This window comes from Paenibacillus lacisoli, from assembly GCF_030580655.1.
Classification (GTDB): Bacteria; Bacillota; Bacilli; order Paenibacillales; family Paenibacillaceae; genus Paenibacillus; species Paenibacillus lacisoli.
Genome location: NZ_JAUQTB010000001.1, coordinates 635,568 through 661,015, shown reverse-complemented (window position 1 = coordinate 661,015; position 25,448 = coordinate 635,568). Strand labels below are relative to the sequence as shown.

Here is a 25,448-nt window from a genome sequence, read left to right as displayed (position 1 = left end):
TTTGCATTAACGTATAAATTTACCATTGTCAAGCAAAAGGGTTTTGATTTTTTACAGCGAATCTATTATGCTTAGGTGGTGAAAAGTGGGGCAAAGTGGGAGATTGAGGCAGGGAGTGAATGGCCGATGTTTATGGGGGAGTTCCAGCACAGCATTGATGACAAGGGCAGGATCACCATACCGGCTAAATTTCGCGATGACCTGGGTGCCTCATTCGTGATTACCCGCGGCCTCGACCAGTGCCTTTTCGTTTACCCCATGGAAGAATGGAAAGTGATGGAGCAGAAGCTCAAAGCCTTGCCGCTCATGAAGTCAGACGCACGTGCATTTACCCGTTTCTTTTTTTCGGGGGCGACTGAATGTGAATTGGACAAACAGGGCAGGGTAAATTTACCGGTCAATTTAAGGGACTATGCCAAGATGGACAAGGATTGTGTAGTCCTGGGCGTTTCGTCCCGGGTTGAAATCTGGAGCAAAGGCATTTGGGAACAATATTTCAATCAATCTGAAGAAGCATTCAATGATATCGCCGAGAAGCTGGTTGATTTCAATTTTGAATTGTAGGAGTCTGGAGGGCTGCAGTTTGTTTCATCATATAACCGTGCTTTTAGAAGAGGCAACGGAAGGATTACACATCAAGCAGAACGGGATCTATGTGGACTGCACTCTAGGCGGTGCCGGTCACAGCTCTGTGATCGCGTCTAAGCTGGGCCCTGAAGGCCGGCTGATTGCGTTCGACCAGGATGACTGGGCACACGAGAACGCGGTCGTCCGGCTGGCTGAATACCAGGATCGCGTTACATTGGTCAAAGCCAATTTCCGTGAGCTGGAGTCCAGACTGCGTGAACTGAATGTTCCTATGAAGGATGGAGTTCCGCAGGTGGACGGTATTCTGTTCGACCTGGGTGTCTCTTCCCCGCAGTTCGATGAGGGTGATCGGGGATTCAGCTACAACCACGATGCGCCGCTGGACATGCGGATGGACCAGGACGGAGAACTGACGGCGAAGATCATTGTAAATGAATGGCCGGAAGAAGAGATCGCCCGTATTTTATACCGATATGGGGAAGAGAAGTTCTCAAGGCGGATTGCCAAAGTGATTGTGGAGAAACGTCAAACGCAAGAAATTCAAACAACAGGTGAATTGGTAGAACTGATCAAGGAAGGGATCCCGGCTGCGGCCCGCCGAACTGGCGGACACCCGGCCAAACGGAGCTTCCAGGCTCTGCGGATCGCCGTCAATGATGAACTGGGTGCTATGGAAGACGCCCTGCATCAGGCTGTCCGTTGTCTGGCACCAGGCGGGCGTGTCTCGGTGATCACCTTTCATTCGCTGGAAGATCGCATTTGCAAACAGATATTTAGCAGTTATCTGGAAAAGTGTACGTGTCCGCCCGATTTTCCGATGTGTGTATGCGGGAAGAAAGGCGTTCTCCGGCTCATCAACCGGAAGCCGCTGCTTCCCTCTGAGGATGAACTGGAGCAGAATCCCCGTGCGCGGTCCGCAAAATTGCGTATAGCAGAAAAACTATAAACCGTTGAGCGAAGGAGAGAAGACATGGCTTATACACGCGGTAATTTGGCAGTCAAACAAAATACGCAGCAGCAGAGAAAGTCAGCTCCCCAGCAAGTCAAAGAGACCACTACGGTTGTCACGCGGCGGAAGGAGCTGCCCACACGGGAGAAGCTTCTCTATTTGATGTCAGTCATCGTATGTGTCGTTATTGCAGGGCTGTTGATCAGTCGATATGCGGACATATATCAGGTTAACCGTAATATCAGTTCAAACAACTCGCAGCTTAGTGACTACAAGCTTAGTGTAACGGAGCTGAAGCTGAAGAAGGAAAAGCTGAGCGAGAGTGTCGTAGAGCGCGCCAAGACGGAGGGGTATGTGATGCCAACTACCGATCCAATCCGTGTCAGCCGCAATGGGGACGGCCAGTAACATAACGAATACGAATACAAAGAGGGTTTGACGAATGATTAAACGAATCAAACTTCGCGCACTATTTCTGGGGGGATGCATCTCCCTCTTTTTTCTTGTTCTGCTGGTGCGGGTATTTTGGATTCAGGTGGTGGAAGGAGCAGAGTGGCGCAAAGAGCTGGCGGTTCAGGTCAGCCGCAGTCAGGTTATTGAACCCGTACGCGGCACAATTACCGACCGGAACGGGAATGTGCTGGCAACAGATGCTCCAGCCTACACGGTAGTAGTCAACCCCGCAGTCATCAACGAAAAGAAACTTGAAAATGTGGTGGTTGACCGGCTGAACCAGATTCTGGGTAAGAGCGAGGACGAGCTGATGAAGGATGTCACTGCCCAAAGACCGACGAAAGAACATCCTGAAGGTGAGCTGTATCCTTACCGGGAGGTTCGCACAGAAGGATATAAAGTAGATAAGAGTATCGCTGACCAGGTTGAACAATTTCAGCAGGAGCTGCAGGACAAATACAAGGTAACCGGCGCTGTGGTTCTTAAGAACGAGAGCAAGCGCTACTATCCTGAAAATACTCTAGCAGCCCATGTCATTGGTTATCTGGACCGTCAGGGTAATGCCGTTTCGGGTCTGGAGAAGTTCTATGATAAGCAGTTAAAAGGTACACCAGGCTCTCTGACGTATCAGAGTGACCGTACCGGTGTCAGGCTTCCCAACCAGACCGATAACTATAAACCGGTGCAAAACGGTAAAAATTTCAAGCTGACAACCGATGATACGATTCAGTATTATATCGAGGATGCAATTAAAGAGGCGGTCAATGAATATCACCCGCTGAGTATGTCCGTGATTGCAGCAGATCCTCAGACGATGGAAATTCTGGGCATGGCCAACTATCCGACCTTTAATCCGAACAACTATTGGGATTATGGTAACGATATTGGCAACTTCTACAATCATGCGACACAATCGATGTATGAGCCAGGCTCCACATTCAAAATTGTGACACTGGCGGCGGCCGTGCAGGAAAAGCTGTTTAATGCGAATGCGACCTATAAATCAGGTTCCATCCGCGTTCCGGGCCGGACAATTCATGATTCGAGGCGGGACGGATGGGGAACGATCAGCTTCCTGGATGGCGTCAAGCATTCCAGTAACGTGGCCTTTGTTAAACTTGGCTACGAAATGCTGGGCGGAGACCGTCTCCGCAAATATATTGACAACTTCGGATTCGGTGTGAAGACAGGTATTGATCTGCCCAACGAGACAGCGGCTCCGATTCAGCCGTTCCAGTACAGTGCGGATATCGCAGCTGCGTCTTACGGCCAGGGTAAGGTACAAGTAACGCCAATCCAGCAGATGGCTGCTATATCAGCCATTGCGAACGGCGGAAAGCTGCTGCAGCCGCACCTCGTCAAGCAGATTACAGATCCGGAATCCGGCAAAGTGATTGAGGAGATCAAGCCGAAGCTTGTCCGTCAGGTGGTCTCCCCGGAAACAGCCAAGCAGACAGGACTTTATCTGGAGCAGGTTGTCGCCGACCAGGACATCGGCACAGGCAAGCTGGCCTACATTGACGGATACCGTGTAGCCGGTAAAACAGGAACCGCTTATAAACAAACCGCTGAAGGTTACGGTAAAAAATATGTGATTTCCTTTATCGGTTTTGCTCCGGTTGAGAATCCGAAAATTGCCGTTCTTGTCGTAATGGATGAACCGAAGGATGATGTATACGGCGGACAGGCTGCAGCTCCAGTATTTAAGAAAATCGTCTCGCAGTCCCTTCAGTATATGGGAGTACCTAAGCGTACATCCGGAACAGACACCAGCTCAACCAAGAGCATTAAAGCTGCCAAAGCTCCGGATCTCAAGGGACAAAACAGCAAGGATGCTCAAAATCTGCTGCTTAATCAGGGTCTGGCCTATGAAGTTGTCGGCAAAGGTACAAAAGTGTTATCCCAATACCCGCCGAAAGACACAGCCATGCTTCCAGGCCAGCGGGTATATCTGATTACGGAGAACAGCAAGACCATGGCTGTGCCGGATCTTAAGGGAGTCTCCCTGCGGGATGCGCTGGAGATTCTGACTCTAATGAAGATTGGCGTTCAAGTCAAAGGCGAGGGTTATGTCGCCAGCCAGACCGAACAGAAGGCTGCAGACGGCCAGCGCACAGTAGCACTTACGCTGATGCCTGCCAAGGAGACAGTAACAGGTATCTCTACGGAAGACTCTTCATCCGGAGCAGCGTCTGTTGGTTCAGATTCTGATTCAGCATCAGCCGACAATAAGTCTGAATCTGATGCAGCTGCTAAGGAAGAGACCGGGAAACAGGATCAGACGAACGGGGAACCCGGAGATCATAACTGACAGCCTGTTCTAACTCCTCCCCTGTCCGAATAATCATGAGAAAGACAAGTCATGATGGCGGACAAGTGGGGAGGATAATGGGAATGAAAATGTCCAGTATAACGCAGCGGAGGCGGATCCTGATCTGCCTCGTTGGTCTGTTGGTATTGTTCGGGGCGCTGGTTGTGCGGCTCGCTTATGTTCAGCTGGGACAAGGGGCTGAGCTGTCAGCGAAAGCAGAGGATTCCTGGAGGCGAAATATTCCGTTCGCTGCCAAACGCGGTGAGATCCTGGACCGTAACGGCTCAGCGCTGACCTACAATGTATCATCACCGACGATCATGGCCATACCGGTACAGGTCAAGGAACCGCAGCAGACCGCTGCGAAGCTGGCGCCCATTCTCGGGATGACTGAGGAGAAAGTGCTGCAATTGATCACCAAAAAGAAATCAAATGTTAACATTCAGCCCGGGGGCCGCAAAATTACGATGGAGAAAGCGCAGCAAATTCGTGATTTGAAGCTTCCGGGTATCGTCGTTGCGGAAGATAATAAAAGGTATTATCCTTATGGCGATCTGGCCGCACATATTCTGGGTTTTACAGGCATCGACAATCAGGGGCTGGCGGGTGTGGAAAAGACCTATAACGATAACCTGACCGGCATTAATGGGAATATTGCTTACCTGTCAGATGCGGGAGGACGGCTGATGCCCGGTTCCTCCGAGAAATATGTGGCACCCAAAGACGGGCTCAATCTGGAACTGACGATTGATAAATCCATCCAGTCCATCATTGAGCGCGAGCTGGATCAGGCAATGGTGAAGTACCAGGCCAATTCGGCACTATCCATAGCCATGAATCCGAAGACAGGAGAAGTACTTGGCATGGCCAGCAGACCTTCCTATGAGCCGGCGCAGTATCAGAACTACGCCTCGGAAGTGTATAACCGCAACCTGCCGATCTGGATGACCTATGAACCAGGCTCCACCTTCAAGATCATCACGCTGGCTGCTGCGCTGGAAGAGAAGAAGGTCGACCTGCAGAATGAACGTTTCTTTGATCCGGGATATATTGAGGTGGGGGGCGCCAGACTGCGCTGCTGGAAGAAAGGCGGCCACGGCAGCCAGACGTTCCTGCAGGTGGTGGAGAATTCCTGCAACCCGGGCTTTGTTACATTAGGACAGCGTCTGGGGAAGGACAGCCTGTTCAGTTACATTAAAAATTTTGGTTTTGGACGTAAAACCGGCATCGATATGAGCGGAGAAGCAAGCGGAATTCTGTTCAAGCCTTCTCAGGTTGGCCCAGTTGAGCTGGCAACGACTGCCTTCGGGCAGGGGGTGTCCGTCACCCCGATCCAGCAGGTGACAGCGGTCTCGGCCGCTATTAACGGCGGCAAGCTGTATAAACCGCATATTGCGAAGGCGTGGGTGAATCCGGATACCGGCAAGGTAGTTAATACCGTGGAGCCTGAGCTGGTCCGGCAGGTTATATCTGAAGAAACATCCAAGAAAGTGCGTGAGGCTCTGGAAAGTGTAGTAGCTAAGGGCACGGGGCGTCCGGCTTTTATCGATGGATACCGGGTCGGTGGCAAAACGGGTACCGCCCAGAAGGTCATCAACGGCCGCTATTCCACATCCGAACACATCGTTTCTTTTATTGGCTTTGCTCCTGCCGATGATCCGCAGATTGTCGTTTACACGGCAGTGGATAATCCAAAGGGAATTCAGTTTGGAGGCGTGGTAGCAGCACCGATTGTGCAGAATATCCTGGAAGACGCCCTGCACGTGATGCAGGTGCCTCCGCGCAAGGATCAGCTTGCCAGGGAGTACAAATATGGGGAGACGCCAATCGTAACGGTTCCTGACTTGACCGGCGCGACGGTCCAGGACCTGTATGAAGATCTCAACATGAATTTCATGCTGGCTAAATCAGGCTCCGGCAATACGGTCATCAGCCAGGCCCCAAAAGCGGGATCCCGTGTGGAACGCGGTTCAACGATTCGCATCTATATGGGAAGCGACGGGGATGAAGACAAGGCTGCCGATCCGGCGAAACAAGAGGAAATCCAGAAAAATACCGAATGACAGATAGAGAGGGATTGGAATGCTTTTACAACAACTGGCAGAATTAATGCTTGCCTCCAGAGTAATTGGAGACGGCGGAGTGGAATGTACCGGAATACAGGCAGACTCCCGGAAAGTACAGCCCGGTGATCTCTTTTTATGCTTGCCGGGTTTCACGGTCGATGGGCATGATTACGCGGCACAGGCTGCAGCAAAAGGAGCGGCGGCACTTGTTGTTGAAAAGGTGCTGGACATACCGGTTCCGCAGCTGCTGGTGAAGGATGCCAGACTGGCTATGGCCATTCTGGCAGATGCCTTTTTCAACTATCCCAGCCACCGTATGAATATGATTGGCATAACGGGAACCAATGGTAAAACCACTACATCGTATCTGATTGAACAAATTATGAATGATTATGATATCAACACCGGATTAATAGGTACGATTCAGATGCGTTATAACGGCCAGACCTTCGCGGCTTCGGGCACAACGCCGGAAGCGGTAGAACTGCAGCGGGTATTCGGCAGCATGGCTGACCAAGGGGCCAAATGCTGTGTCATGGAAGTCTCCTCCCACGCGCTTGAACAGGGCAGAGTCAAGGGGACGGATTTCCGCACCGCTATTTTCACCAATCTCAGCCAGGATCATCTGGATTACCACGAGACGATGGAAGAGTACCGGGCGGCTAAAGGGCTGTTTTTCTCCCGGCTTGGCAACAGCTTCAGCGGAGAAGCAGGCAAACGTAAATACGCTGTGCTGAATGCAGACGATCCGGCTTCAGCTTATTTCCGTAAAATTACGGCTGCCGAGGTAATTACATACGGATTGCAGGATCATTGTGATGTTAAGGCCTTGAACATTTCCATCAGCGCGAAGGGAACCTTTTTCCATGTTGATACCTTCAGGGGAAGTGCCGATATCCAGCTGCGTATGGTTGGTAAATTCAACGTGTACAATGCACTTGCTGCTATCACGGCTGCATTAATCGAAAACGTCCCGCTGGAGAGCATTAAGGAAAGTCTGGAACGTCTGCCGGGAGTGGATGGACGTGTAGAAGCCGTCGATGCCGGACAGCAATTTGCCGTTATCGTAGACTATGCACACACCCCGGACGGATTAGAGAACGTGCTGCGTACCGTTAAGGAATTTGCTGCTGGACGGGTCATTACTGTGTTCGGCTGCGGCGGAGACCGCGACAAGACGAAACGTCCGATTATGGGCCGGATTGCAGCCGGGTACAGCGACCATGTCCTGGTAACTTCGGACAATCCGCGTACAGAGAATCCGGATGCCATTCTCAGCGATATCGAGCAGGGGCTGTTATCGGAGAAGGTGCCTTCGGATCGTTATGAATTGATCGCAGACCGGCGGACAGCCATTCAAAAGGCTATTGAAATGGCAAGCCCCAACGATGTAGTATTGATTGCGGGGAAAGGTCATGAGACCTATCAGCTGATCGGAAAAGAAGTTCATCCGTTCGATGACCGCGAGGTCGCCAAAGAAGCGATAAGGAGTCTAGCCAAGTGATTAACAGAAATTTGGGCCAAGTGGCCAGAATGTGCGGAGGCAAGCTGGCGGAGGGACAGAACCCGGAACAGATGGTTCAGGGTGTGTTTACCGATTCCAGACAGCCGCAAACCGGAAGTTTGTTTGTGCCGCTGGTCGGCGAACGTTTTGACGGACACTCCTTTGTAGAGAGCTGTCTGGAAGCAGGTGCAGCCTGTGCCCTCTGGCAGGAAGATCATGGTGTGCCGCCTCAAGGCAGTGTGATCCTCGTCGAGGATACCCTGGTGGCTCTGCAGAAGCTGGCTTCCGCTTATCTCAGCGAGAGCCGGGCCAAAGTGGTAGCTATTACAGGAAGCAACGGCAAGACAACAACCAAGGATATGGTATATGCCTTATTGGCATCTACTTTTAAGGTGCATAAGACACAGGGCAACTTTAATAATCATATTGGACTTCCCTTGACGGTTCTCGCTATGGAGGAAGACTGCGACCATATCATACTTGAAATGGGGATGAGCGGCCGTCAGGAAATCGCCGTGTTGTCGGCGATTGCCAAGCCGGACGTCGCCGTCATTACGAATATTGGAGAATCGCATCTGCTGCAGCTGGGATCCAGGCTTGAGATTGCGCGCGCCAAGCTCGAGATTACAACGGGCTTGAAGGACGGCGGTCTGCTGATCTTTAACGGAGACGAACCGCTTTTACACCAAGTGCTGGCAGAAGTGGAAACTGTGAAACCTGAGCATCTGCGTCCCCAGACTTTCGGACTGGAGCAGAGCAACAATTATTATCCTTCTGAGATTGAGTACCATAGTGATAGTACCGAGTTTGTGTCCAATCTCACCGAAGGTCTGCGAATCCGGCTCCCGCTGCTGGGACAGCACAACGTGATCAATGCTCTTGCGGCAATAGCAGCTGCCCGCTGCTGCGGTGTTCCGGTAGAACGGCTGGCAGGAGCACTGGAGAGTCTTAAGCTGACCGGAATGCGGATTGAGCGAACCGTTACGGAGCATGGTCTGACCTTGTTGAACGATGCTTATAATGCAAGCCCGACCTCTATGAGAGCGGCAATTGATGCCCTGCACGGCCTGTCGCCGGAAGGACGCAGAGTAGCGGTGCTCGGGGACATGCTGGAGCTGGGCAGTGATGAAGAGAGCTTCCACGAAGAAATGGGCAGATATTTGTCCTCCGGAAAGGTCGATCTGTTATTCACGTACGGCAGACTGGGTGCCTGCATTGCCAAGGGGGCACGGCAGGTGATGCCGGACAAGGACATTATGGTTTTCAGCGACAAAGAGGAGCTTACCGCAAGCCTGATGTCCAATCTGCGTGCAGGTGACGTGGTGCTTGTGAAGGCTTCGCGCGGAATGAGGCTCGAAGAGGTTGTAGAAACGCTGAAACAATAATGAATACAGATTAGATGCTGACGAGAGGGGTTATCCCATGGATATACAATTACTGCTGCTAACGATCGGAGTTTCTTTCATCCTTGCGGTGATCGCTGCTCCCCTTTTAATCCCGCTGCTGCGCCGGATGAAATTCGGCCAGCAGGTGCGGGATGACGGTCCGCAAAGCCATTTAAAGAAGACAGGTACACCAACAATGGGCGGGGTCGTCATCCTGCTCGCTTTTACGCTGGCTTTTTTGAAATTTTCTGCAATTAAAAATACGGATTTCTACGTCCTGCTGATTACAACATTAGGTTTTGGTCTGATCGGCTTCCTGGACGACTACATTAAGATTGTGTTCAAACGCTCTCTGGGTCTGACACCAAGACAAAAGCTGTTTGGACAGCTGCTGTTCTCGGCAATCATCTGCTGGCTTCTGATCAACAACGGACATAGCACTGCAATTGGCGTACCAGGCACTACCTGGTCCTTCGACTGGGGCGGCTGGTTCTATTACCCGTTCATCGTGCTGATGCTGCTGGCGATTAGTAATGCCGTGAATTTTACAGACGGACTTGACGGTCTGCTGTCAGGTACAAGTGCCATTGCCTTTGGTGCCTATGCCGTTGTAGCTATTCAGGCGACATCGCTGCCGGCGGCTGTATGTTCAGCTGCTATGATCGGCGCCGTGCTGGGCTTTCTGGTGTATAACGCGCATCCGGCTAAGGTGTTCATGGGGGATACCGGTTCGCTTGGCATCGGCGGTGCCATTGGCGCCATTGCCATTGTGACCAAGAGTGAACTGCTTTTCGTAATCATCGGCGGCGTATTTGTTATTGAGATGCTCTCCGTTGTCATTCAGGTGACATCCTTCAAAACGCGCGGCAAACGTGTTTTCAAAATGAGTCCGATCCACCATCACTTCGAATTATCCGGCTGGTCCGAATGGCGTGTCGTTATTACATTCTGGGCTGTAGGATTGATACTTGCTGCAGTTGGACTCTATCTCAACAAGGGGTTGTAAATGATGAAACATCTTGACACTTACCGAAATCAAGAGGTTGTTGTGCTTGGACTGGCCAAAAGCGGTGTTCAGGTTGCCAAAGTGCTGCACCAGGCTGGTGCTGTAGTTACCGTTAATGATAAGAAGGAGAGAGAACAGTGTCCCGAAGCTTCCGAATTAGAAGCTTTGGGAATTTCTGTTATATGCGGGGGTCATCCGGACGACCTTATTCATCCAGGCGTGAAGCTGCTGGTGAAAAATCCGGGTATTCCCTATTCCGTACCTCCAGTACAGCGTGCACTCGAACTGGAAATTGACGTCATTACAGAGGTGGAAGTAGCCTATCATCTGTGTGAAGCGCCGATCATCGGCATTACCGGTTCCAACGGAAAAACAACGACGACCACTTGGGTAGGTAAAATGCTGGAAGCCGCTGGTTTGAATCCGATTGTGGCCGGCAACATTGGTACTCCGCTGTCAGAGGCGGCTGCTTCGGCATCAGAGAATAACTGGATGGTTGTGGAATTAAGCAGCTTTCAGCTGAAGGGAACCCAGGAGTTCCACCCCAAGGTGGCATGTCTCCTTAACCTGGCTGAGACTCACCTGGACTACCATGGCGGCATGGAGGATTACATTGCTTCCAAGGCCAAGCTGTTTGCGAATCAGGACAGCCAGGATATCGCCGTGATCAACTGGGATGATCCGGTGTGCCGTCAGCTGGTTCCGTACTTAAAAGCCAGGCTGCTGCCATTTTCCATGACGGAACGTCTTCAGGAAGGGTTATATGCGGATCCGCCTTACGTCCCGGACGTCGAGGACGATATTGAACGCAGTATCGTATACCGCGACGGGGCAGGAGTTGTGTATCCGATCATTTCTATTCAGGACATCGGTATTCCCGGCCGCTTTAATGTCGAGAACGCGCTTGCTTCCTGTGCTATTGCCATTTCAGCAGGGGCAAGACCTGACCAGTTGTCTGCTCCATTGTCGGCATTCCATGGTGTAGAGCACCGTCTGGAATTTGTCGATACGCTGAATGGAATTGCTTACTACAATAACTCCAAAGCTACGAATGCTAAAGCGACACGGATGGCTCTCGAATCCTTCAAGCAGCCGATTGTGCTGATTGCGGGAGGTCTGGACCGGGGGACTGATTATCTCGAATTAGTTCCGGCGCTGCAGGCGCAGGTAAAGGCTGTCGTGCTTCTGGGCCAAACCCGTAACAAGCTGGTTTCCGCGGCGCAGCAGGCTGGATTAAAGGCGATCGAGCTCGTCGATAATGGTGAGGATGCCGCCGATGCGTTGACCGAGGCTGTACATAAAGCTGCTGCGCTTGCTGAAGAAGGCGATGTTGTGCTCTTGTCTCCGGCTTGTGCTAGCTGGGACATGTTCTCCTCCTATGAAGAGCGTGGACGCATTTTTAAACAGGCGGTGCATAATCTGTAAGTAGGGGGGTGGATAAGCCCCTACTTATGATGTAAGGGGTGCCTCCTGATGAAGCAATCGCGTCCAGCCCCGGATTTGTGGCTGTTCATATGTATCTTTGCTTTACTTGCCATTGGAATTGTTATGGTTTACAGTGCCGGGGCGGTACTGGCTTTTCATGATTACGGCGATTCATTTTATTTTGTGAAGCGTCAGCTGCTGTTCGCCGGTCTTGGGATTGCAGCCATGTTCGTTACGGCCAATGTGGATTACCGGATCTGGCGTAAATATGCGAGGCCTGGATTACTCTTGTGCTTTGCGCTGCTGATCCTCGTTCTGATACCGGGAATCGGGGTCGTTCGCGGAGGCGCGCGAAGCTGGCTGGGGATCAGCTCTTTCGGGATTCAGCCGTCTGAATTCATGAAGCTGGGCATGATCCTTTTCTTGTCCAAATGGCTCAGCCGCAAGGATTACGATATTTCCTCCTTTACCCGCGGGCTGCTGCCGCCGCTTGGATTGATCGGACTTGCTTTCGGACTTATTATGATGCAGCCGGATCTGGGAACCGGTACGGTAATGCTCGGGGCCTCTCTGCTGATTGTGTTTACGGCAGGCGCTCGCTGGAAGCACCTCGGTTTTCTCGCTCTCGGCGGCGCTGCCGGCTTTGTCGGACTTATCGCAGCAGCCCCTTACCGTTTGAAGCGGATTACAGCCTTTCTGGATCCTTGGTCAGATCCGCTCGGAGCCGGTTATCAGATCATTCAATCATTGTATGCGATCGGCCCCGGCGGACTCGGCGGTCTGGGATTGGGGATGAGCCGTCAGAAATACAGCTATGTTCCGGAGCCGCAGACGGATTTTATTTTTTCTATTCTTGCGGAAGAGCTCGGATTTATCGGTGGTCTGATTGTACTCTTACTGTTTCTGGTCCTGGTATGGCGCGGCATGCGTGTGGCCATGACGATGCCCGACGCTTTCGGCAGTCTTCTGGCTGCCGGAATTGTCGGCATGGTTGCTGTCCAGGTCGTTATTAATATTGGTGTTGTCATCGGCATGATGCCGGTAACCGGCATTACCCTGCCGCTGATCAGTTATGGCGGGTCATCCCTGACCCTGATGCTGACAGCGCTTGGCATTCTGCTGAATTTATCCAGATACGCGAGGTGAGCACGACGATGCGCGTCGTATTAAGTGGCGGCGGTACGGGAGGTCATATTTACCCGGCCGTCGCAGTAGCTAGGCAAATTGAGAAGGAAGAACCAGGCTCGGAATTTCTGTACATCGGGGGCAAGCGCGGATTGGAGAGCAAGCTGATCCCCCAGGAAGAACTGCCTTTTGAATCTATAGATATTACGGGCTTCCGCCGCAGTCTCTCTGCTGAGAATGTGAAGACGATTCTGCGTTTCCTGCAGGGGGTTAAAACATCCAAAAGGCTGTTAAAAGAGTTCAAGCCAGACGTGGTGGTAGGCACCGGTGGTTATGTGTGTGGTCCTGTCGTTTATGCTGCATCCAAGCTTGGGATTCCAAGTCTTATCCATGAACAGAACGCGATTCCGGGATTAACCAATACGTTTCTGAGCCGCTATGTGGAGACGGTGGCTGTGAGCTTTGAAGGGTCGGAATCCGCTTTTCCTAAAGCACGAAAAGTACTGTATACCGGTAACCCCCGTGCAACAACGGTACACCATGCCAGCAAAGAGCGCGGTTTCGCTACCCTGGGTGTGCCGATGGGCAGCAAGGTAGTGCTTGTGGTAGGCGGAAGCCGGGGAGCCAAAGCGATTAACGACGCCATGATCGATATGGCGGGACATCTCTCCAGATTAAAGGATGTTCATTTTGTCTATGTGACGGGTGATACGTATTTCGAGCAGACGCGATCTGCGGTACTGGAACAGCTGGGGACCATGCCCAATTATCTTCACATCCTGCCGTATGTTCATAATATGCCGGAAGTGCTGGCCAGTACGTCGCTGATTGTGAACCGTGCCGGCGCTTCTTTTTTGGCGGAGACGACGTCGCTTGGCATTCCGTCCATCCTTATACCGTCGCCGAACGTAACTAATAATCATCAAGAGGCGAATGCAAGAACCCTGGAGAAGGCTGGAGCTTCCCGTATGATTCTGGAGCCGCAGCTGAACGGGGAGAAGCTCTTTGGTGCCATTGAGCAAATCATGACAGATCCTGGTGTTCGCCGCGATATGGCGGAGGCCTCACGCACGCTGGGTAAACCGGACTCGGCCGAGCTGATCGTGGAGGAGCTGCGCAGATTGTCGGCTTTGCGCCGAAAGTAAGCTGGGCCATTGTCACACAAGATCTGATACGGACATAAGATACCCTATGAAATCGTGACAATCTTACCCGCGGGTGCCTGTTAGCGGTCGGGAGACCGCCCCGGGCAGGGATGGCTGCAGCTGTGGTGATAAAGGAGGATATCTACGATGCACCAATGGTTACAACTGCTGTCCCGGCATAATGCCGGAACGATCCTGATGAATGAACCCCTGTCCAGGTATACGACCTGGAAAATTGGAGGGCCTGCCGATGCCGTCGTGATTCCGGATACGAGAGAGCAGCTTATGAGCCTCATGACATTCATCCGTGAACACCGTTTACCATGGATGCAGATCGGGCGGGGCTCCAATATGCTCGTCTCTGATAAAGGCATCCGGGGCATCGTGATTAAGCTTGGAGACGGCTTTGATCAGACAGCATTCCAGGAGGATGGAACCGTAACGGCTGGAGGCGCAGTGTCCCTGGTCAAACTCAGCGTGCTTGCGGGCAAGCAGGCCTTGTCAGGGCTTGAGTTCGCGGGAGGTATTCCGGGCAGTGTGGGCGGAGCTGTCTATATGAACGCGGGCGCGCACGGGTCGGATGTGTCACGGATCTTTAAATCCGCCGAGGTTGTTCTGGAGACGGGTGAGTTAGTGAAATACGGACCTGAGGAGATGGAGTTCCGCTACCGGCATTCCGTGCTGCATGAGCGCAGAGGTATCGTTATCTCGGCTGAGCTTCAGCTGGAACGGGGGGACCGCGGAGAGATCAATACTGCTCTTGCGGCTTACAAAGAGCGCCGCCGTCAGACCCAGCCGCTGCAGCTGCCATGTGCGGGTAGTGTATTCCGCAATCCGCCGGGAGATCATGCTGCGCGACTGATCGAAGCGGCGGGATTGAAAGGTCTGAAGGCCGGCGGAGCAGAAATCTCGACACAGCATGCTAACTTCATCATTAACACAGGGCAGGCCAAGGCAGAGGATGTGCTTACCCTCATCAGGCATGTACAGCACACAATTCGCAGCCAAAATGGAGTAGAACTGGTTCCCGAGGTCTTTGTTGTGGGTGAGCTGTAGACTCGGAGGTGATACATTGGGCAAATTGGTGATGGAAGGGGGGCGCCCCCTATCAGGAACCATACGTATCCACGGAGCCAAAAATGCGGCACTGCCTATTCTGGCGGCAAGCCTGCTTGCTGCCGGCAAAGCTGAGCTGCAGAACGTGCCCCATCTGTTGGACATTGAGGTTATGCTTCATATTCTGGAACGTCTCGGCTGTACCTGCCGGCACGAACAGGAAACCGTATGGATTGATACATCCTCTGCAAGTTCCTTCAACGTTCCTGAAGACCTGATGAAACAAATGCGATCATCTATCTTTCTGATGGGGCCGCTGTTGGCAAGATTCGGTGAGGTTTCGGTCTATCAGCCTGGCGGATGTGCGATCGGAGAACGGAAAATTGACCTTCATCTTCAGGGCCTGGCTGCGCTTGGTGCCGAGATCGAAGAACGGGAAGAGCAGATTATCTGCCGTGCAGCACAGCTGGTGGGCGCAGATATTCATCTGGATTTTCCAAGTGTCGGCGCGACGGAGAATATCATGATGGCGGCCGTGCTGGCCAAAGGCACGACAACCATCAGCAATGCGGCCAGGGAGCCGGAAATCCAGGATTTGCAAAATTTTCTGAATGCCATGGGGGCCCGCATTATAGGGGCGGGTACGAGTACAATTACGATTACCGGTGTGGATCAGCTGTCCGGATGCGCCTATGAGGTGATTCCTGACCGGATTGTAGCCGGTACGGTGATGATTGCCGCTGCCGCCACAAGGGGAAATGTTACCCTGACCGGATGCCAGCCGAGCCACCTCACGTCGTTAATGCACGTGTTGAAGCGCGCCGGTGTTCAAATCAGTATCTGCAATGATATAATGACCGTAAGCTGTTTGAGCCGTCCCAAGGCGGTGGACCGTATTGTAACCTCTCCTTATCCGTCTTTTCCGACGGACCTGCAGTCGCAGGTTATGGTCCTGCTCTCTCTGTCGGATGGAGTGAGTGTGATGAAGGAGACGGTTTTCGAGAGCCGGTTCAAGCATGTGGACGAATTGAATGTTATGGGAGCGAATATATCCGTGGATATGAATGCGGCCATCATTCGCGGGGTTCCACGTCTATACGGAGCGACGGTGGAAGCAACAGACCTGCGGGCTGGCGCCGCGCTCGTGATTGCCGGTCTCGCAGCCCAGGGCAAAACCGTTGTGGAACAGGTGCACCATATCGACCGGGGTTATGCCAAGATCGAAGTTTTATTCCAAAGTCTGGGAGCCGTTATGCATCGTCAATCTGCGGTCAGCAAGCTGCTTGATCTTGCGAATTAATGCCTTACGTCCCCTCCCACAGGAGGGGACACAGGCTTTTCTGGAGTGTAGCCTATGTCAAAACAACTGCCTGTGCTTAAACAGGACAAGCCTAAAATGAGGACCAGCCGTAAAATTGCATTCATTCTTATTCTTTTATTCATCGTCCTGCTGGCGGTACTTTTTTTCCGGTCTTCAATGAGCAAAATATCAGAGGTTCGTATTGAAGGCAGCCGTTTCTACAGCAGCGAAAAACTTTTACAACAAAGCGGTCTGCATGTGGGGGAACAGTTCTTCGGAACAAGCGCTGCCGATGTAGAGCATCGACTCGAGAAGCTGGATTCAATTGAGAAGGCTGTGGTGGACAAGCAATTTCCGGGTGTCTTTGAAATTAAGGTCCAGGATTACGCTACGGTGGCCTATGAAATCAGTGACGACGGATTGAAAGCGATTCTGGCTAATGGTAGCAGCAAGCCGGTGACCGGCAGCGGAATTGCGGTCGAGAAGCCGATATTGACCCAGTGGGGGGACAAGCCTGATCTTAAGGCAAAGCTCTCGCATATTCTTGCCAGTATTCCGAATGAGCTGACGTCCGATATTTCGGAGATCATTCCTTCGCCGACAGCTTCGTTTCCGGACCGGATCAAGATGTACACCCGTTCCCAGTTCGAAGTCATTACAGCCATCTCCCTGCTGCCGAACAAGATCAGCTATTTGAATCAGGTGACGCAGTCGGAGGAGCCGGGTCAGATCACGATGCTCAAGGCCGATTCCTATGTGCCTTTCAAGCCGCAGGATACCGCGGCAGATGAGGAAAATCAGGCTACTCAATGATTGTAAAAAATGCTAGAATAGGCTTTACGGGCCAATGTCCGGAATCCTTCTTTTTTCTTCAGATTTTTATGATGCATCATTGCGTAAGACAACCAGAAGTTGGCACCCAAAAAATTTGTAGAAAAAAGAGGGAAAGCATTAATAGTGTGGAATATGATAAAGTGGATGTTTAGAACGTAATTCTATTTTGGAGTCAGGAGGTGCCACAGACTTGAGCAACAATGACATCATTGTAAGTTTGGACATCGGTACATCCAAAGTTCGGGCTATTATTGGGGAAATGAATAATGGAACCTTTAATATTATTGGGGTTGGATCTGCCGACTCGGAAGGAATTCGCAAGGGTTCAATTGTCGATATCGACCAAACTGTACAATCCATACGCAATGCGGTAGACCACGCAGAACGAATGGTCGGTATTCAAATATCCGAAGTGTTTGTTGGAATAACTGGAAATCATATTGGACTGCAGACAAGCCACGGGGTTGTCGCGGTATCCAACGAGGATCGCGAGATCGGCGAGGAGGATATCGAACGCGTATTGAAGGCAGCCGAGGTGATTGCCGTTCCGCCGGAACGGGAAATTATTGACGTGGTGGCCAAGCAGTATGTGGTTGACGGCCTGGAAGGCATACAGGATCCGAGAGGCATGATCGGTGTGCGTCTGGAAGTGGAAGCGACCATCATTACCGGAGCCAAAACTGCGATACATAATTTGCTTCGCTGTGTGGAGAAAAGCGGTTTGAAGGTCGTGGATCTGGTGCTGATGCCGCTTGGGTCAGGCCAGCTCTGTCTGTCTAAGGATGAGAAAACAATGGGTTCCGTACTTGTGGATATCGGTGCCGGTTCAACAACGGTTACGGTATTCGAGGAAGGAGCCATCACTGCAACGTCCACGCTTCCGATCGGAGGCGAGTTTGTTACCAATGATATAGCCTATGGTTTGCGTACTCTTACCGATCAAGCTGAAAAGGTAAAGCTGAAATACGGCTGCGCATGGTATAACGATGCTGCAGCCGATGTCTTCTTTAAGGTGACCCGAATCGGCAGCAACGTGGATAAAGAATTTACGCAGCAGGATTTGGCCGCTATTATTGAGCCGAGGGTGCAAGAGATTTTCCAGCTGATCCTAGCAGAAGTGAAACGCCTGGGTTACAGTGAGCTTCCCGGAGGTTATATACTAACGGGAGGGACCGTCTCCATGCCGGGTGTACTTCAAGTGGCGCAACATGAACTGGCCGCTTCCGTAAGAATTGCGGTGCCTGATTACATCGGGGTCCGCGATCCGGGGTACACAAGCGGCGTCGGCATCCTCCACAAAGTCATCCGTAACGCCCGTGTTCGTCCTGTAAGCAGCAGCGCAAACAACGGGAACGGTGGAAACAACAAGAAGCCGAATAATCGGGCGAAGAGCAATCCGGCTCCGGAAAGCGAGCAAAAACCGGGGCTGTTCGAACGCTTGAAAAACATGTTCAGTGAGTTCATATAGGTGTCAATTATGATGAACGAGCCAGTGATGTACATTGAGGGGGAGAGGGAAGAGTATGTTGGAATTCGATTTTGAGATGGAGAGCTTGGCCCAGATTAAAGTAATCGGTGTAGGCGGCGGCGGCAGCAACGCAGTCAACCGTATGATTGAGAACGGTGTACAAGGTGTAGAGTTTATCACCGTGAATACAGACGCTCAGGCGCTTCACCTGGCTAAATCCGAGCATAAACTGCAAATTGGCGATAAGCTGACCCGCGGTCTTGGTGCAGGTGCAAATCCTGAAGTCGGCAAAAAGGCTGCCGAGGAGTCCCGTGATCTGATCATGAATACACTGAAAGGTGCAGACATGGTTTTCGTAACAGCGGGTATGGGCGGCGGAACAGGCACGGGTGCAGCTCCGGTTATCGCTGAGATTGCCAAGGAGTGCGGTGCCCTGACAGTAGGTGTTGTTACTCGTCCGTTCACGTTCGAGGGCCGCAAGCGTTCCGTTCAGGCTGAACACGGAATTGAAGCGTTCAAGGAGAAAGTGGACACACTGATTGTGATCCCGAATGACCGTCTCCTTGAGATTGTGGATAAGAAGACTCCGATGCTGGAGGCGTTCCGTGAAGCCGATAACGTACTCCGTCAGGCGGTTCAGGGTATTTCCGACCTGATCGCTGTACCGGGTCTGATCAACTTGGACTTTGCTGATGTGAAGACAATTATGACGGAACGTGGATCCGCCCTGATGGGGATTGGTGAAGCAACCGGTGAGAACCGTGCGGCAGAAGCTGCGCGCAAAGCAATCATGAGCCCGCTGCTTGAGACTTCAATCGAAGGCGCTCGGGGTGTCATCATGAACATCACAGGTGGTGTCAATCTGTCACTCTATGAAGTGAATGAAGCCGCTGAGATTGTTACATCTGCATCTGATCCTGAAGTTAACATGATCTTTGGTGCGATTATTGACGAAAGCCTGAAGGAAGAAATCAAGGTAACCGTCATTGCGACAGGGTTTGAACACAGAGCAGCTGCACCTGCGCCAAACCGCAAACCGGTTCAGCAGCAGCCTGAGTCTGCAGAGCGTCCGAACAACAATCTGCGTCCATTCGGGAATCAGCCGAGCAGTGACCAGTTGGATATTCCGACGTTCCTACGCAATCGCTCACGCAATAATAACGAATAATTATCATTTCAAACCAGACCCGCTTTCCTTGAGAAAGCGGGTTTTTTGCTGTTGTCATCTTAATACAGTCATCTTAATACAGTCATCTTAATACAGTTAGCTGAACCCCAACGGATTCCGACAAAAATAGATCAGGTTCTCTCCCCATCTTTAGACAGACTTTGAACAAGACGGCTACTATACTGAATCTATTGATATGGCGATGTCGTGTTTAGGCAGGTGAAATGACTGGTTGTCTATATCGATTTGATTTTTCTCACCAATCTCCTGATTGATGGCGTGCTGCTCCAGGTAACGGCCTGGATGCGTAAACTCCGTCCTTCGTGGTGGAGAACATTGCTGTCTGCCGCCATTGGTGCGATGTATGTGGTCATGATGTTTGTTCCTGAACTGTCATTTATGTTTACATTTTTGATCAAATTTGCACTGTCGGTCCTGATGCTGCTGGTTGCGTTCGGTTTTGGGAGTCTGCAGCAGTATATCCGGACATTGGGAGCTTTTTATATCGTCAATTTTGTGGCTGCCGGAGGGATTCTGGGTGTTCATTATCTGCTGCAGAATTCAGGAGAGCTGTTCAATGGCATCTGGTATACAACGTCCGGAGGACTTTCATTCGAGCTGCAGATTGGCATGTGGTCTGTGCTGATTCTATTGTTCGTGACACTGCTGCTGTTCCGTATCGTACAAGGCTCAAAGGGAAGAAATGACCGGATGGCTGTATTCCTGGGTAAAGTCGAGGCAAACATTGATGGTGTACAAATATGTTGTACAGGCCTTGTTGATACGGGAAACCAGCTGACCGATCCATTAACACGGGTCCCTGTCATGGTGATGGAGGCTTCTTTATGGAGCGAGTATCTGCCGGCAAGCTGGCAGGATCGTCTGAAGGATGGAGAGGCAGACCGACTGATTATGGAGCTGGGCAGTGAGACATTCCCTTGGCAGGATCGTCTTCGTCTGGTCCCGTACCGGGGGGTGAACAAAAGCACATCGTTTATGCTGGCTTTGAAGCCGGATCAAGTCATTATTACGCTGGACGGGCAGGAATCCTGCTGTACCAGGTTGCTGATCGGCCTGGATGGTGGCCGTCTGTCCAGTGAAGGTAAGTACCGCGCCATCATCCATCCTGAACTGCTTCAGGAGACGAAATCGGTAGAGCAACCGCTTCGCAGCGGAAGCGATGGGGTGGCAGAGTCGAACGCTTCGGCCATCTGACATGATAGGGGGATAATCATGCTAGTGAAATGGAAGCTGGTTGTACAGCTGCAATATTATCGTATTTTATTTTTACTGGGTCTCAAACGGGAAGAAATCTACTATATTGGAGGCAGCGAAGCCCTTCCGCCGCCGCTGACTCGTGAAGAAGAGGAATACCTGCTGCAGAAACTCCCGACAGGAGATTCAGCTATACGTGCTATGCTGATTGAACGCAACCTGCGGCTGGTCGTGTACATTGCACGAAAATTCGAGAACACCGGCATTAATATTGAGGATCTGGTCTCCATTGGAGCCATTGGCCTGATTAAGGCGGTGAATACCTTTGATCCTGAGAAGAAAATCAAGCTGGCCACCTATGCCTCCCGCTGTATCGAGAATGAAATTCTCATGTATCTTCGCCGTAACAGCAAAACGCGCTCGGAGGTGTCCTTTGATGAGCCTTTGAATCTCGATATGGACGGTAATGAACTGCTGCTCTCGGATGTGCTGGGCACCGAAGGCGATACGATCTACCGCAATATTGAAGAGCAGGTTGACCGTAAGCTGCTGCATAAAGCATTGGAGAAGCTGACAGACCGAGAGCGGCTGATTATGGAGCTGCGGTTCGGCCTGCAGGATGGGGAGGAGAAGACGCAGAAAGATGTCGCTGACCTGCTGGGAATCTCCCAATCCTATATATCGAGGCTAGAGAAACGGATTATCAAACGTCTGCGTAAGGAGTTCAATAAGATGGTGTAACCCCGAATTGGGCATTGCTGGAAGGGGAGCCAATCGCGAATAAAATGACAACCCCAGGAGATAATGAACATTAATGTTTCTCCTTGGGAGGTAAAGTCACAATGACCCGAAATAAAGTCGAGATCTGCGGTGTAGATACCGCCAAGCTGCCGGTGCTGACGAATGTGGAAATGCGTGAATTATTCACCGCACTCCAGCAGCATAACGAGCGTTCAGCCAGAGAGAAATTAGTTAACGGAAATTTGCGACTGGTGCTTAGTGTGATCCAGCGGTTTAACAACCGAGGGGAGTTTGTTGACGATTTATTTCAAGTGGGCTGCATCGGCTTAATGAAGGCCATTGATAATTTTGACTTATCACAAAATGTCAAATTTTCCACCTATGCCGTACCCATGATTATCGGGGAGATCCGGCGATATCTTAGGGATAACAATCCGATCCGGGTATCCCGCTCACTGCGCGATATTGCGTACAAGGCACTGCAGGTCCGGGATAACCTGACGAATCAGAATTCAAGGGAACCGACGATTTTCGAAATTTCTGAAGTACTTAATGTTCCCAAGGAAGATGTGGTATTCGCGTTGGATGCCATTCAGGATCCGGTATCCCTGTTTGAGCCGATCTACCATGACGGCGGAGATCCGATCTATGTTATGGACCAGATCAGCGATGATAAGAATAAGGATATTTCCTGGATTGAAGAGATTGCACTCCGGGAGGCCATGCACCGTCTGGGTCAACGGGAGAAGATGATCCTGTCGATGCGCTTCTTTGATGGTAAAACACAAATGGAAGTTGCCGATGAGATCGGCATCTCGCAGGCTCAGGTTTCCAGACTGGAAAAATCCGCTATTCAGCAAATGCAGAAGCATGTGAAATCTTAAGCAGCATAACCAAACGATCCGTTTCCGGATCGTTTTTATTTTGCCGAGCGGGCCCAGGCAGGCTATTTTCACTAACTTGCTCATATAGATACATAAAGGACTTTTGCCGATCAAAGGATGTGAAGTGAATGAGCACAGAAGAAACCATCAGAGCGATGAAAATCTCGGATTTCCAAACCAAGGATGTGATTAACATCATTGACGGCAAGCGGCTGGGCCATGTCAGTGATTTGGAGCTGGACCTGCGCCAGGGACGGATTGAAGCGATTGTGGTCCCGGTCCAGAACCGATTTATGGGTTTGTTCGGCGGGGGTTCGGATTTGATAATTCCCTGGCGCCATATTGTCAAAATCGGCTCTGACGTTGTGCTGGTCCGCATGGAGACACCTGCCCGGGAGGAAAGGCCGGAAGAACGGGATCCAGATCTATATCTGGAACGCACAGATCGGGGAGCTAAGAAAAATCATTGATGTACAGCAGTCCTGGCAAGGGGTTTTGTTCGCACAATCGGCAGCGCTTTTGGTACACTGGTAGCAGAGGTGATCGAAGTGGAACCATTTAAATGGATGGATAATAATCAAGGGCCGGAATTGTTAATGATCGATTCCTGGCAGAGCCAGGTGGCGGGACTGTCCGTTGGCTTTACGAGTCGGCGCGGCGGTGTCAGCCAGCGGCCTTATGATAGCCTGAACTGTGCTTATCACGTACATGATGTCCCGGAAGATGTCCTTCGTAATCGTGAGCTGGTCGCTGGAGCGGTCGGATTTCCGGCAGAGGCATGGACCTGCGGGGAGCAGGTTCACAGCGCTGCTGTCGCTGTTGTTCAGGAGGAGGATAAGGGACGAGGGCTCTATGACAGAGAGTCTGCCTTCCAGCAAACGGACGGTCTCGTCACGAATGTGCCCGGTGTGCTGCTGACGTCCTTTTATGCGGACTGTGTGCCGCTCTATTTCTGTGACCCGGTTCGCCGTGTGGTAGGCTTGGCGCATGCCGGGTGGAAAGGCACTGTGGGTGAGATTGCCGTCGAAATGGTGCGGACTATGAACAAAACATATGGATCAGATCCTGCCGATATGCTGGGTGCCATCGGTCCCTCCATCGGCGGCTGCTGCTATGAGGTTGATGATTATGTGATGGACCGGATCCGGGTTTTGGAACAAAAATATGGGGTTAATGATGAATGGCAGGGAACTGTCTACCGCTCTGCGGGAGACGGTAAAACCATGCTTGACTTGAAAGAATGCAATCGACACATTATGATGAAAGCAGGAATTCTGCCGAGTCGTATCGAATATACAAGCTGGTGTACGAGCTGCCATCCGGAGATATTTTACTCCTACCGCAAGGAGAACGGGGTTACTGGCAGAATGGCAAGCTGGATTGGTCTGGAAGAGAGGTGAACCTCCTGTGTCACTGGAGGCAAGAATACATCAGGTGAACGAACGCATTCGCGAAGCATGCCGCCGCGCAGGCCGGAATCCGGACGAGGTGAATGTCATCGCGGTCACAAAATACGTGTCGGCGGGGATGACGGAATCTGTGCTGAGGGCTGGGTTGAACCATATCGGTGAAAACCGCTGGCAGAATGCCGAAGAGAAGTGGAACAGGCTGGGGAACCGCGGGGTCTGGCACTTTATCGGACACCTGCAGACAAACAAGGTTAAGGATATTATCGGTAAATTTACTTATATTCACTCCCTGGATTCAATTTCCCTGGCCAAGGAGCTTGATAAAAAGGCGGCTAAGCTGGATTTGACGGTAAAGTGCTTTCTTCAGGTTAATGTTTCTGGAGAAGAGAGCAAGTACGGCCTGCAGCCGGAAGAAGCGGCTTCTTTTCTGCAGCAGATTGCCCAGTACAAGCATGTCCAGGTAATAGGTCTGATGACGATGGCACCTTTTGAAGAAAATCCAGAACGGACCCGTCCTGTATTCCGGGGACTGCGTGAGCTGAAGGATGAACTGAATGGACAAGCCCTGACTCCTGAACCAATGGCCCATTTATCCATGGGGATGTCCAATGATTTTGAAGTCGCGATTGAGGAAGGGGCAACATGGGTACGGCTTGGTTCCATACTGGTCGGAAAAGAGGAGGAGTGATGATGGGCGTGATGAATAAATTTATGAACTTCCTGGGTCTGCAGGAAGAAGAAGAGATTGTACAGCAGGAAATGATCGACGAAGAGCAGGAAGTTGAAACCTCCAACCAAGACAAACGTAAAAACCAGAGGGGAAGTAATGTTGTGAGCATACATTCCCAGAAAAATGTGAAAGTTGTATTATATGAGCCGCGCTCTTATGATGAGGCACAGGAAATAGCGGATCACATCCGTTCCCACCGTACCGTTGTCGTGAATCTGCAGCGTGTACGCAGCGACCAGGCAATGCGGATTATCGATTTCCTCAGCGGAACCGTTTACGCATTGGGCGGGGGTATTTCCAAAGTCGGCGGTAACATTTTTCTGTGTACGCCGGATACCGTGGAGATCCAAGGCTCCATTACGGAAATCTTGGCCGAGAGCGAACAGGATTTTAACAAAATGAGGTGAGCCGCTTTTGAGTATTGATAGAATTGTTTGGTTTCTCTTTGATATTTATTTCTACATGATCATCGTATATGTGCTGCTCTCGTGGCTGCCTAGTGCCCGCGACAGCTTTATCGGGGAACTTCTTGGTAAGCTGGTGGAGCCGTACCTATCCGCATTCCGCCGCTTTATACCGCCCATTATGGGTATGATTGATATTTCTCCGATCGTGGCATTGTTTGTTCTGCGTATTGCGGTCGTAGGATTGCTGACGGTTATTCACTTTTTTATCTAGGAGGGCTT

General features: G+C 51.3%; 24 protein-coding genes. All 24 read left to right on the top strand.

The genetic code is table 11. From position 1 onward, the window contains the following. Positions 1-126: 126 nt before the first annotated feature. The 24 genes from mraZ (at position 127) to Q5741_RS03080 (ending at position 25,440) form a co-directional block, all read left to right on the top strand. On the top strand, positions 127-564 hold the full coding sequence (gene mraZ / locus Q5741_RS03195) for a division/cell wall cluster transcriptional repressor MraZ (RefSeq protein ID WP_305022579.1): 438 nt from the start codon (positions 127-129) through the stop codon (positions 562-564). Between the two features lie 19 nt (positions 565-583). After that, positions 584-1,534: a 16S rRNA (cytosine(1402)-N(4))-methyltransferase RsmH gene (gene rsmH, locus Q5741_RS03190; RefSeq protein WP_305022578.1), complete on the top strand. Its 951-nt coding sequence runs from the start codon at positions 584-586 to the stop codon at positions 1,532-1,534. A gap of 24 nt (positions 1,535-1,558) precedes the next feature. Continuing rightward, positions 1,559-1,945 (top strand): hypothetical protein, encoded by a 387-nt coding sequence (locus Q5741_RS03185; RefSeq protein WP_305022577.1) that lies wholly within the window; start codon positions 1,559-1,561, stop codon positions 1,943-1,945. A gap of 34 nt (positions 1,946-1,979) precedes the next feature. Then, positions 1,980-4,301 (top strand): penicillin-binding transpeptidase domain-containing protein, encoded by a 2,322-nt coding sequence (locus tag Q5741_RS03180; protein WP_305022576.1) that lies wholly within the window; start codon positions 1,980-1,982, stop codon positions 4,299-4,301. An 83-nt stretch (positions 4,302-4,384) separates the two neighbouring features. Then, positions 4,385-6,364 carry a stage V sporulation protein D gene (locus tag Q5741_RS03175; protein ID WP_305022575.1) on the top strand — a complete coding sequence of 660 codons (1,980 nt, stop codon included), beginning with the start codon at positions 4,385-4,387 and terminating at the stop codon, positions 6,362-6,364. Positions 6,365-6,383: 19 nt separating this feature from the next. After that, positions 6,384-7,871: a UDP-N-acetylmuramoyl-L-alanyl-D-glutamate--2,6-diaminopimelate ligase gene (locus tag Q5741_RS03170; protein ID WP_305022574.1), complete on the top strand. Its 1,488-nt coding sequence runs from the start codon at positions 6,384-6,386 to the stop codon at positions 7,869-7,871. Continuing rightward, a complete protein-coding gene (locus Q5741_RS03165) occupies positions 7,871-9,256 on the top strand; it encodes a UDP-N-acetylmuramoyl-tripeptide--D-alanyl-D-alanine ligase (RefSeq protein WP_305022733.1) in 1,386 nt (461 codons plus the stop codon). The genes Q5741_RS03170 and Q5741_RS03165 overlap by 1 nt, the downstream gene beginning before the upstream one ends. 37 nt (positions 9,257-9,293) lie before the next feature. Continuing rightward, positions 9,294-10,262, top strand: coding sequence for a phospho-N-acetylmuramoyl-pentapeptide-transferase (gene mraY, locus Q5741_RS03160; protein ID WP_305022573.1), 969 nt, complete (start codon positions 9,294-9,296; stop codon positions 10,260-10,262). A gap of 3 nt (positions 10,263-10,265) precedes the next feature. Further along, positions 10,266-11,687 (top strand): UDP-N-acetylmuramoyl-L-alanine--D-glutamate ligase, encoded by a 1,422-nt coding sequence (gene murD / locus Q5741_RS03155; RefSeq protein ID WP_305022572.1) that lies wholly within the window; start codon positions 10,266-10,268, stop codon positions 11,685-11,687. A gap of 48 nt (positions 11,688-11,735) precedes the next feature. Then, entirely contained in the window at positions 11,736-12,833 is a 1,098-nt protein-coding gene (gene spoVE / locus Q5741_RS03150) for a stage V sporulation protein E (RefSeq protein WP_305022571.1), read from the top strand. An 8-nt stretch (positions 12,834-12,841) separates the two neighbouring features. Then, positions 12,842-13,957 (top strand): undecaprenyldiphospho-muramoylpentapeptide beta-N-acetylglucosaminyltransferase, encoded by a 1,116-nt coding sequence (gene murG, locus Q5741_RS03145; protein WP_305022570.1) that lies wholly within the window; start codon positions 12,842-12,844, stop codon positions 13,955-13,957. 147 nt (positions 13,958-14,104) lie between these two features. Beyond that, complete coding sequence (murB, locus tag Q5741_RS03140) at positions 14,105-15,013, top strand: UDP-N-acetylmuramate dehydrogenase (protein WP_305022569.1); 909 nt, start codon at positions 14,105-14,107, stop codon at positions 15,011-15,013. Positions 15,014-15,029: 16 nt separating this feature from the next. Next, positions 15,030-16,313, top strand: coding sequence for a UDP-N-acetylglucosamine 1-carboxyvinyltransferase (murA, locus tag Q5741_RS03135; RefSeq protein ID WP_305022568.1), 1,284 nt, complete (start codon positions 15,030-15,032; stop codon positions 16,311-16,313). Between the two features lie 54 nt (positions 16,314-16,367). Next, positions 16,368-17,126 (top strand): cell division protein FtsQ/DivIB, encoded by a 759-nt coding sequence (locus Q5741_RS03130; protein WP_305022567.1) that lies wholly within the window; start codon positions 16,368-16,370, stop codon positions 17,124-17,126. Positions 17,127-17,337: 211 nt separating this feature from the next. Then, positions 17,338-18,615 carry a cell division protein FtsA gene (gene ftsA, locus Q5741_RS03125; RefSeq protein WP_305022566.1) on the top strand — a complete coding sequence of 426 codons (1,278 nt, stop codon included), beginning with the start codon at positions 17,338-17,340 and terminating at the stop codon, positions 18,613-18,615. A 55-nt stretch (positions 18,616-18,670) separates the two neighbouring features. Beyond that, positions 18,671-19,783: a cell division protein FtsZ gene (gene ftsZ, locus Q5741_RS03120; protein ID WP_305022565.1), complete on the top strand. Its 1,113-nt coding sequence runs from the start codon at positions 18,671-18,673 to the stop codon at positions 19,781-19,783. A 228-nt stretch (positions 19,784-20,011) separates the two neighbouring features. After that, a complete protein-coding gene (gene spoIIGA, locus Q5741_RS03115; protein WP_305022732.1) occupies positions 20,012-20,998 on the top strand; it encodes a sigma-E processing peptidase SpoIIGA in 987 nt (328 codons plus the stop codon). A gap of 18 nt (positions 20,999-21,016) precedes the next feature. Next, complete coding sequence (gene sigE / locus Q5741_RS03110) at positions 21,017-21,739, top strand: RNA polymerase sporulation sigma factor SigE (RefSeq protein WP_305022564.1); 723 nt, start codon at positions 21,017-21,019, stop codon at positions 21,737-21,739. A gap of 101 nt (positions 21,740-21,840) precedes the next feature. After that, positions 21,841-22,623: an RNA polymerase sporulation sigma factor SigG gene (gene sigG / locus Q5741_RS03105; protein WP_305022563.1), complete on the top strand. Its 783-nt coding sequence runs from the start codon at positions 21,841-21,843 to the stop codon at positions 22,621-22,623. A gap of 128 nt (positions 22,624-22,751) precedes the next feature. Further along, positions 22,752-23,093 (top strand): YlmC/YmxH family sporulation protein, encoded by a 342-nt coding sequence (locus Q5741_RS03100; protein WP_305022562.1) that lies wholly within the window; start codon positions 22,752-22,754, stop codon positions 23,091-23,093. A 96-nt stretch (positions 23,094-23,189) separates the two neighbouring features. Continuing rightward, complete coding sequence (pgeF, locus tag Q5741_RS03095) at positions 23,190-24,023, top strand: peptidoglycan editing factor PgeF (RefSeq protein ID WP_305022731.1); 834 nt, start codon at positions 23,190-23,192, stop codon at positions 24,021-24,023. A 7-nt stretch (positions 24,024-24,030) separates the two neighbouring features. Next, positions 24,031-24,720 carry a YggS family pyridoxal phosphate-dependent enzyme gene (locus Q5741_RS03090; protein ID WP_305022561.1) on the top strand — a complete coding sequence of 230 codons (690 nt, stop codon included), beginning with the start codon at positions 24,031-24,033 and terminating at the stop codon, positions 24,718-24,720. A 2-nt stretch (positions 24,721-24,722) separates the two neighbouring features. Next, positions 24,723-25,169 (top strand): cell division protein SepF, encoded by a 447-nt coding sequence (locus Q5741_RS03085; RefSeq protein ID WP_305022560.1) that lies wholly within the window; start codon positions 24,723-24,725, stop codon positions 25,167-25,169. Between the two features lie 7 nt (positions 25,170-25,176). Continuing rightward, positions 25,177-25,440: a YggT family protein gene (locus Q5741_RS03080; protein WP_305022559.1), complete on the top strand. Its 264-nt coding sequence runs from the start codon at positions 25,177-25,179 to the stop codon at positions 25,438-25,440. Positions 25,441-25,448: the final 8 nt, after the last annotated feature.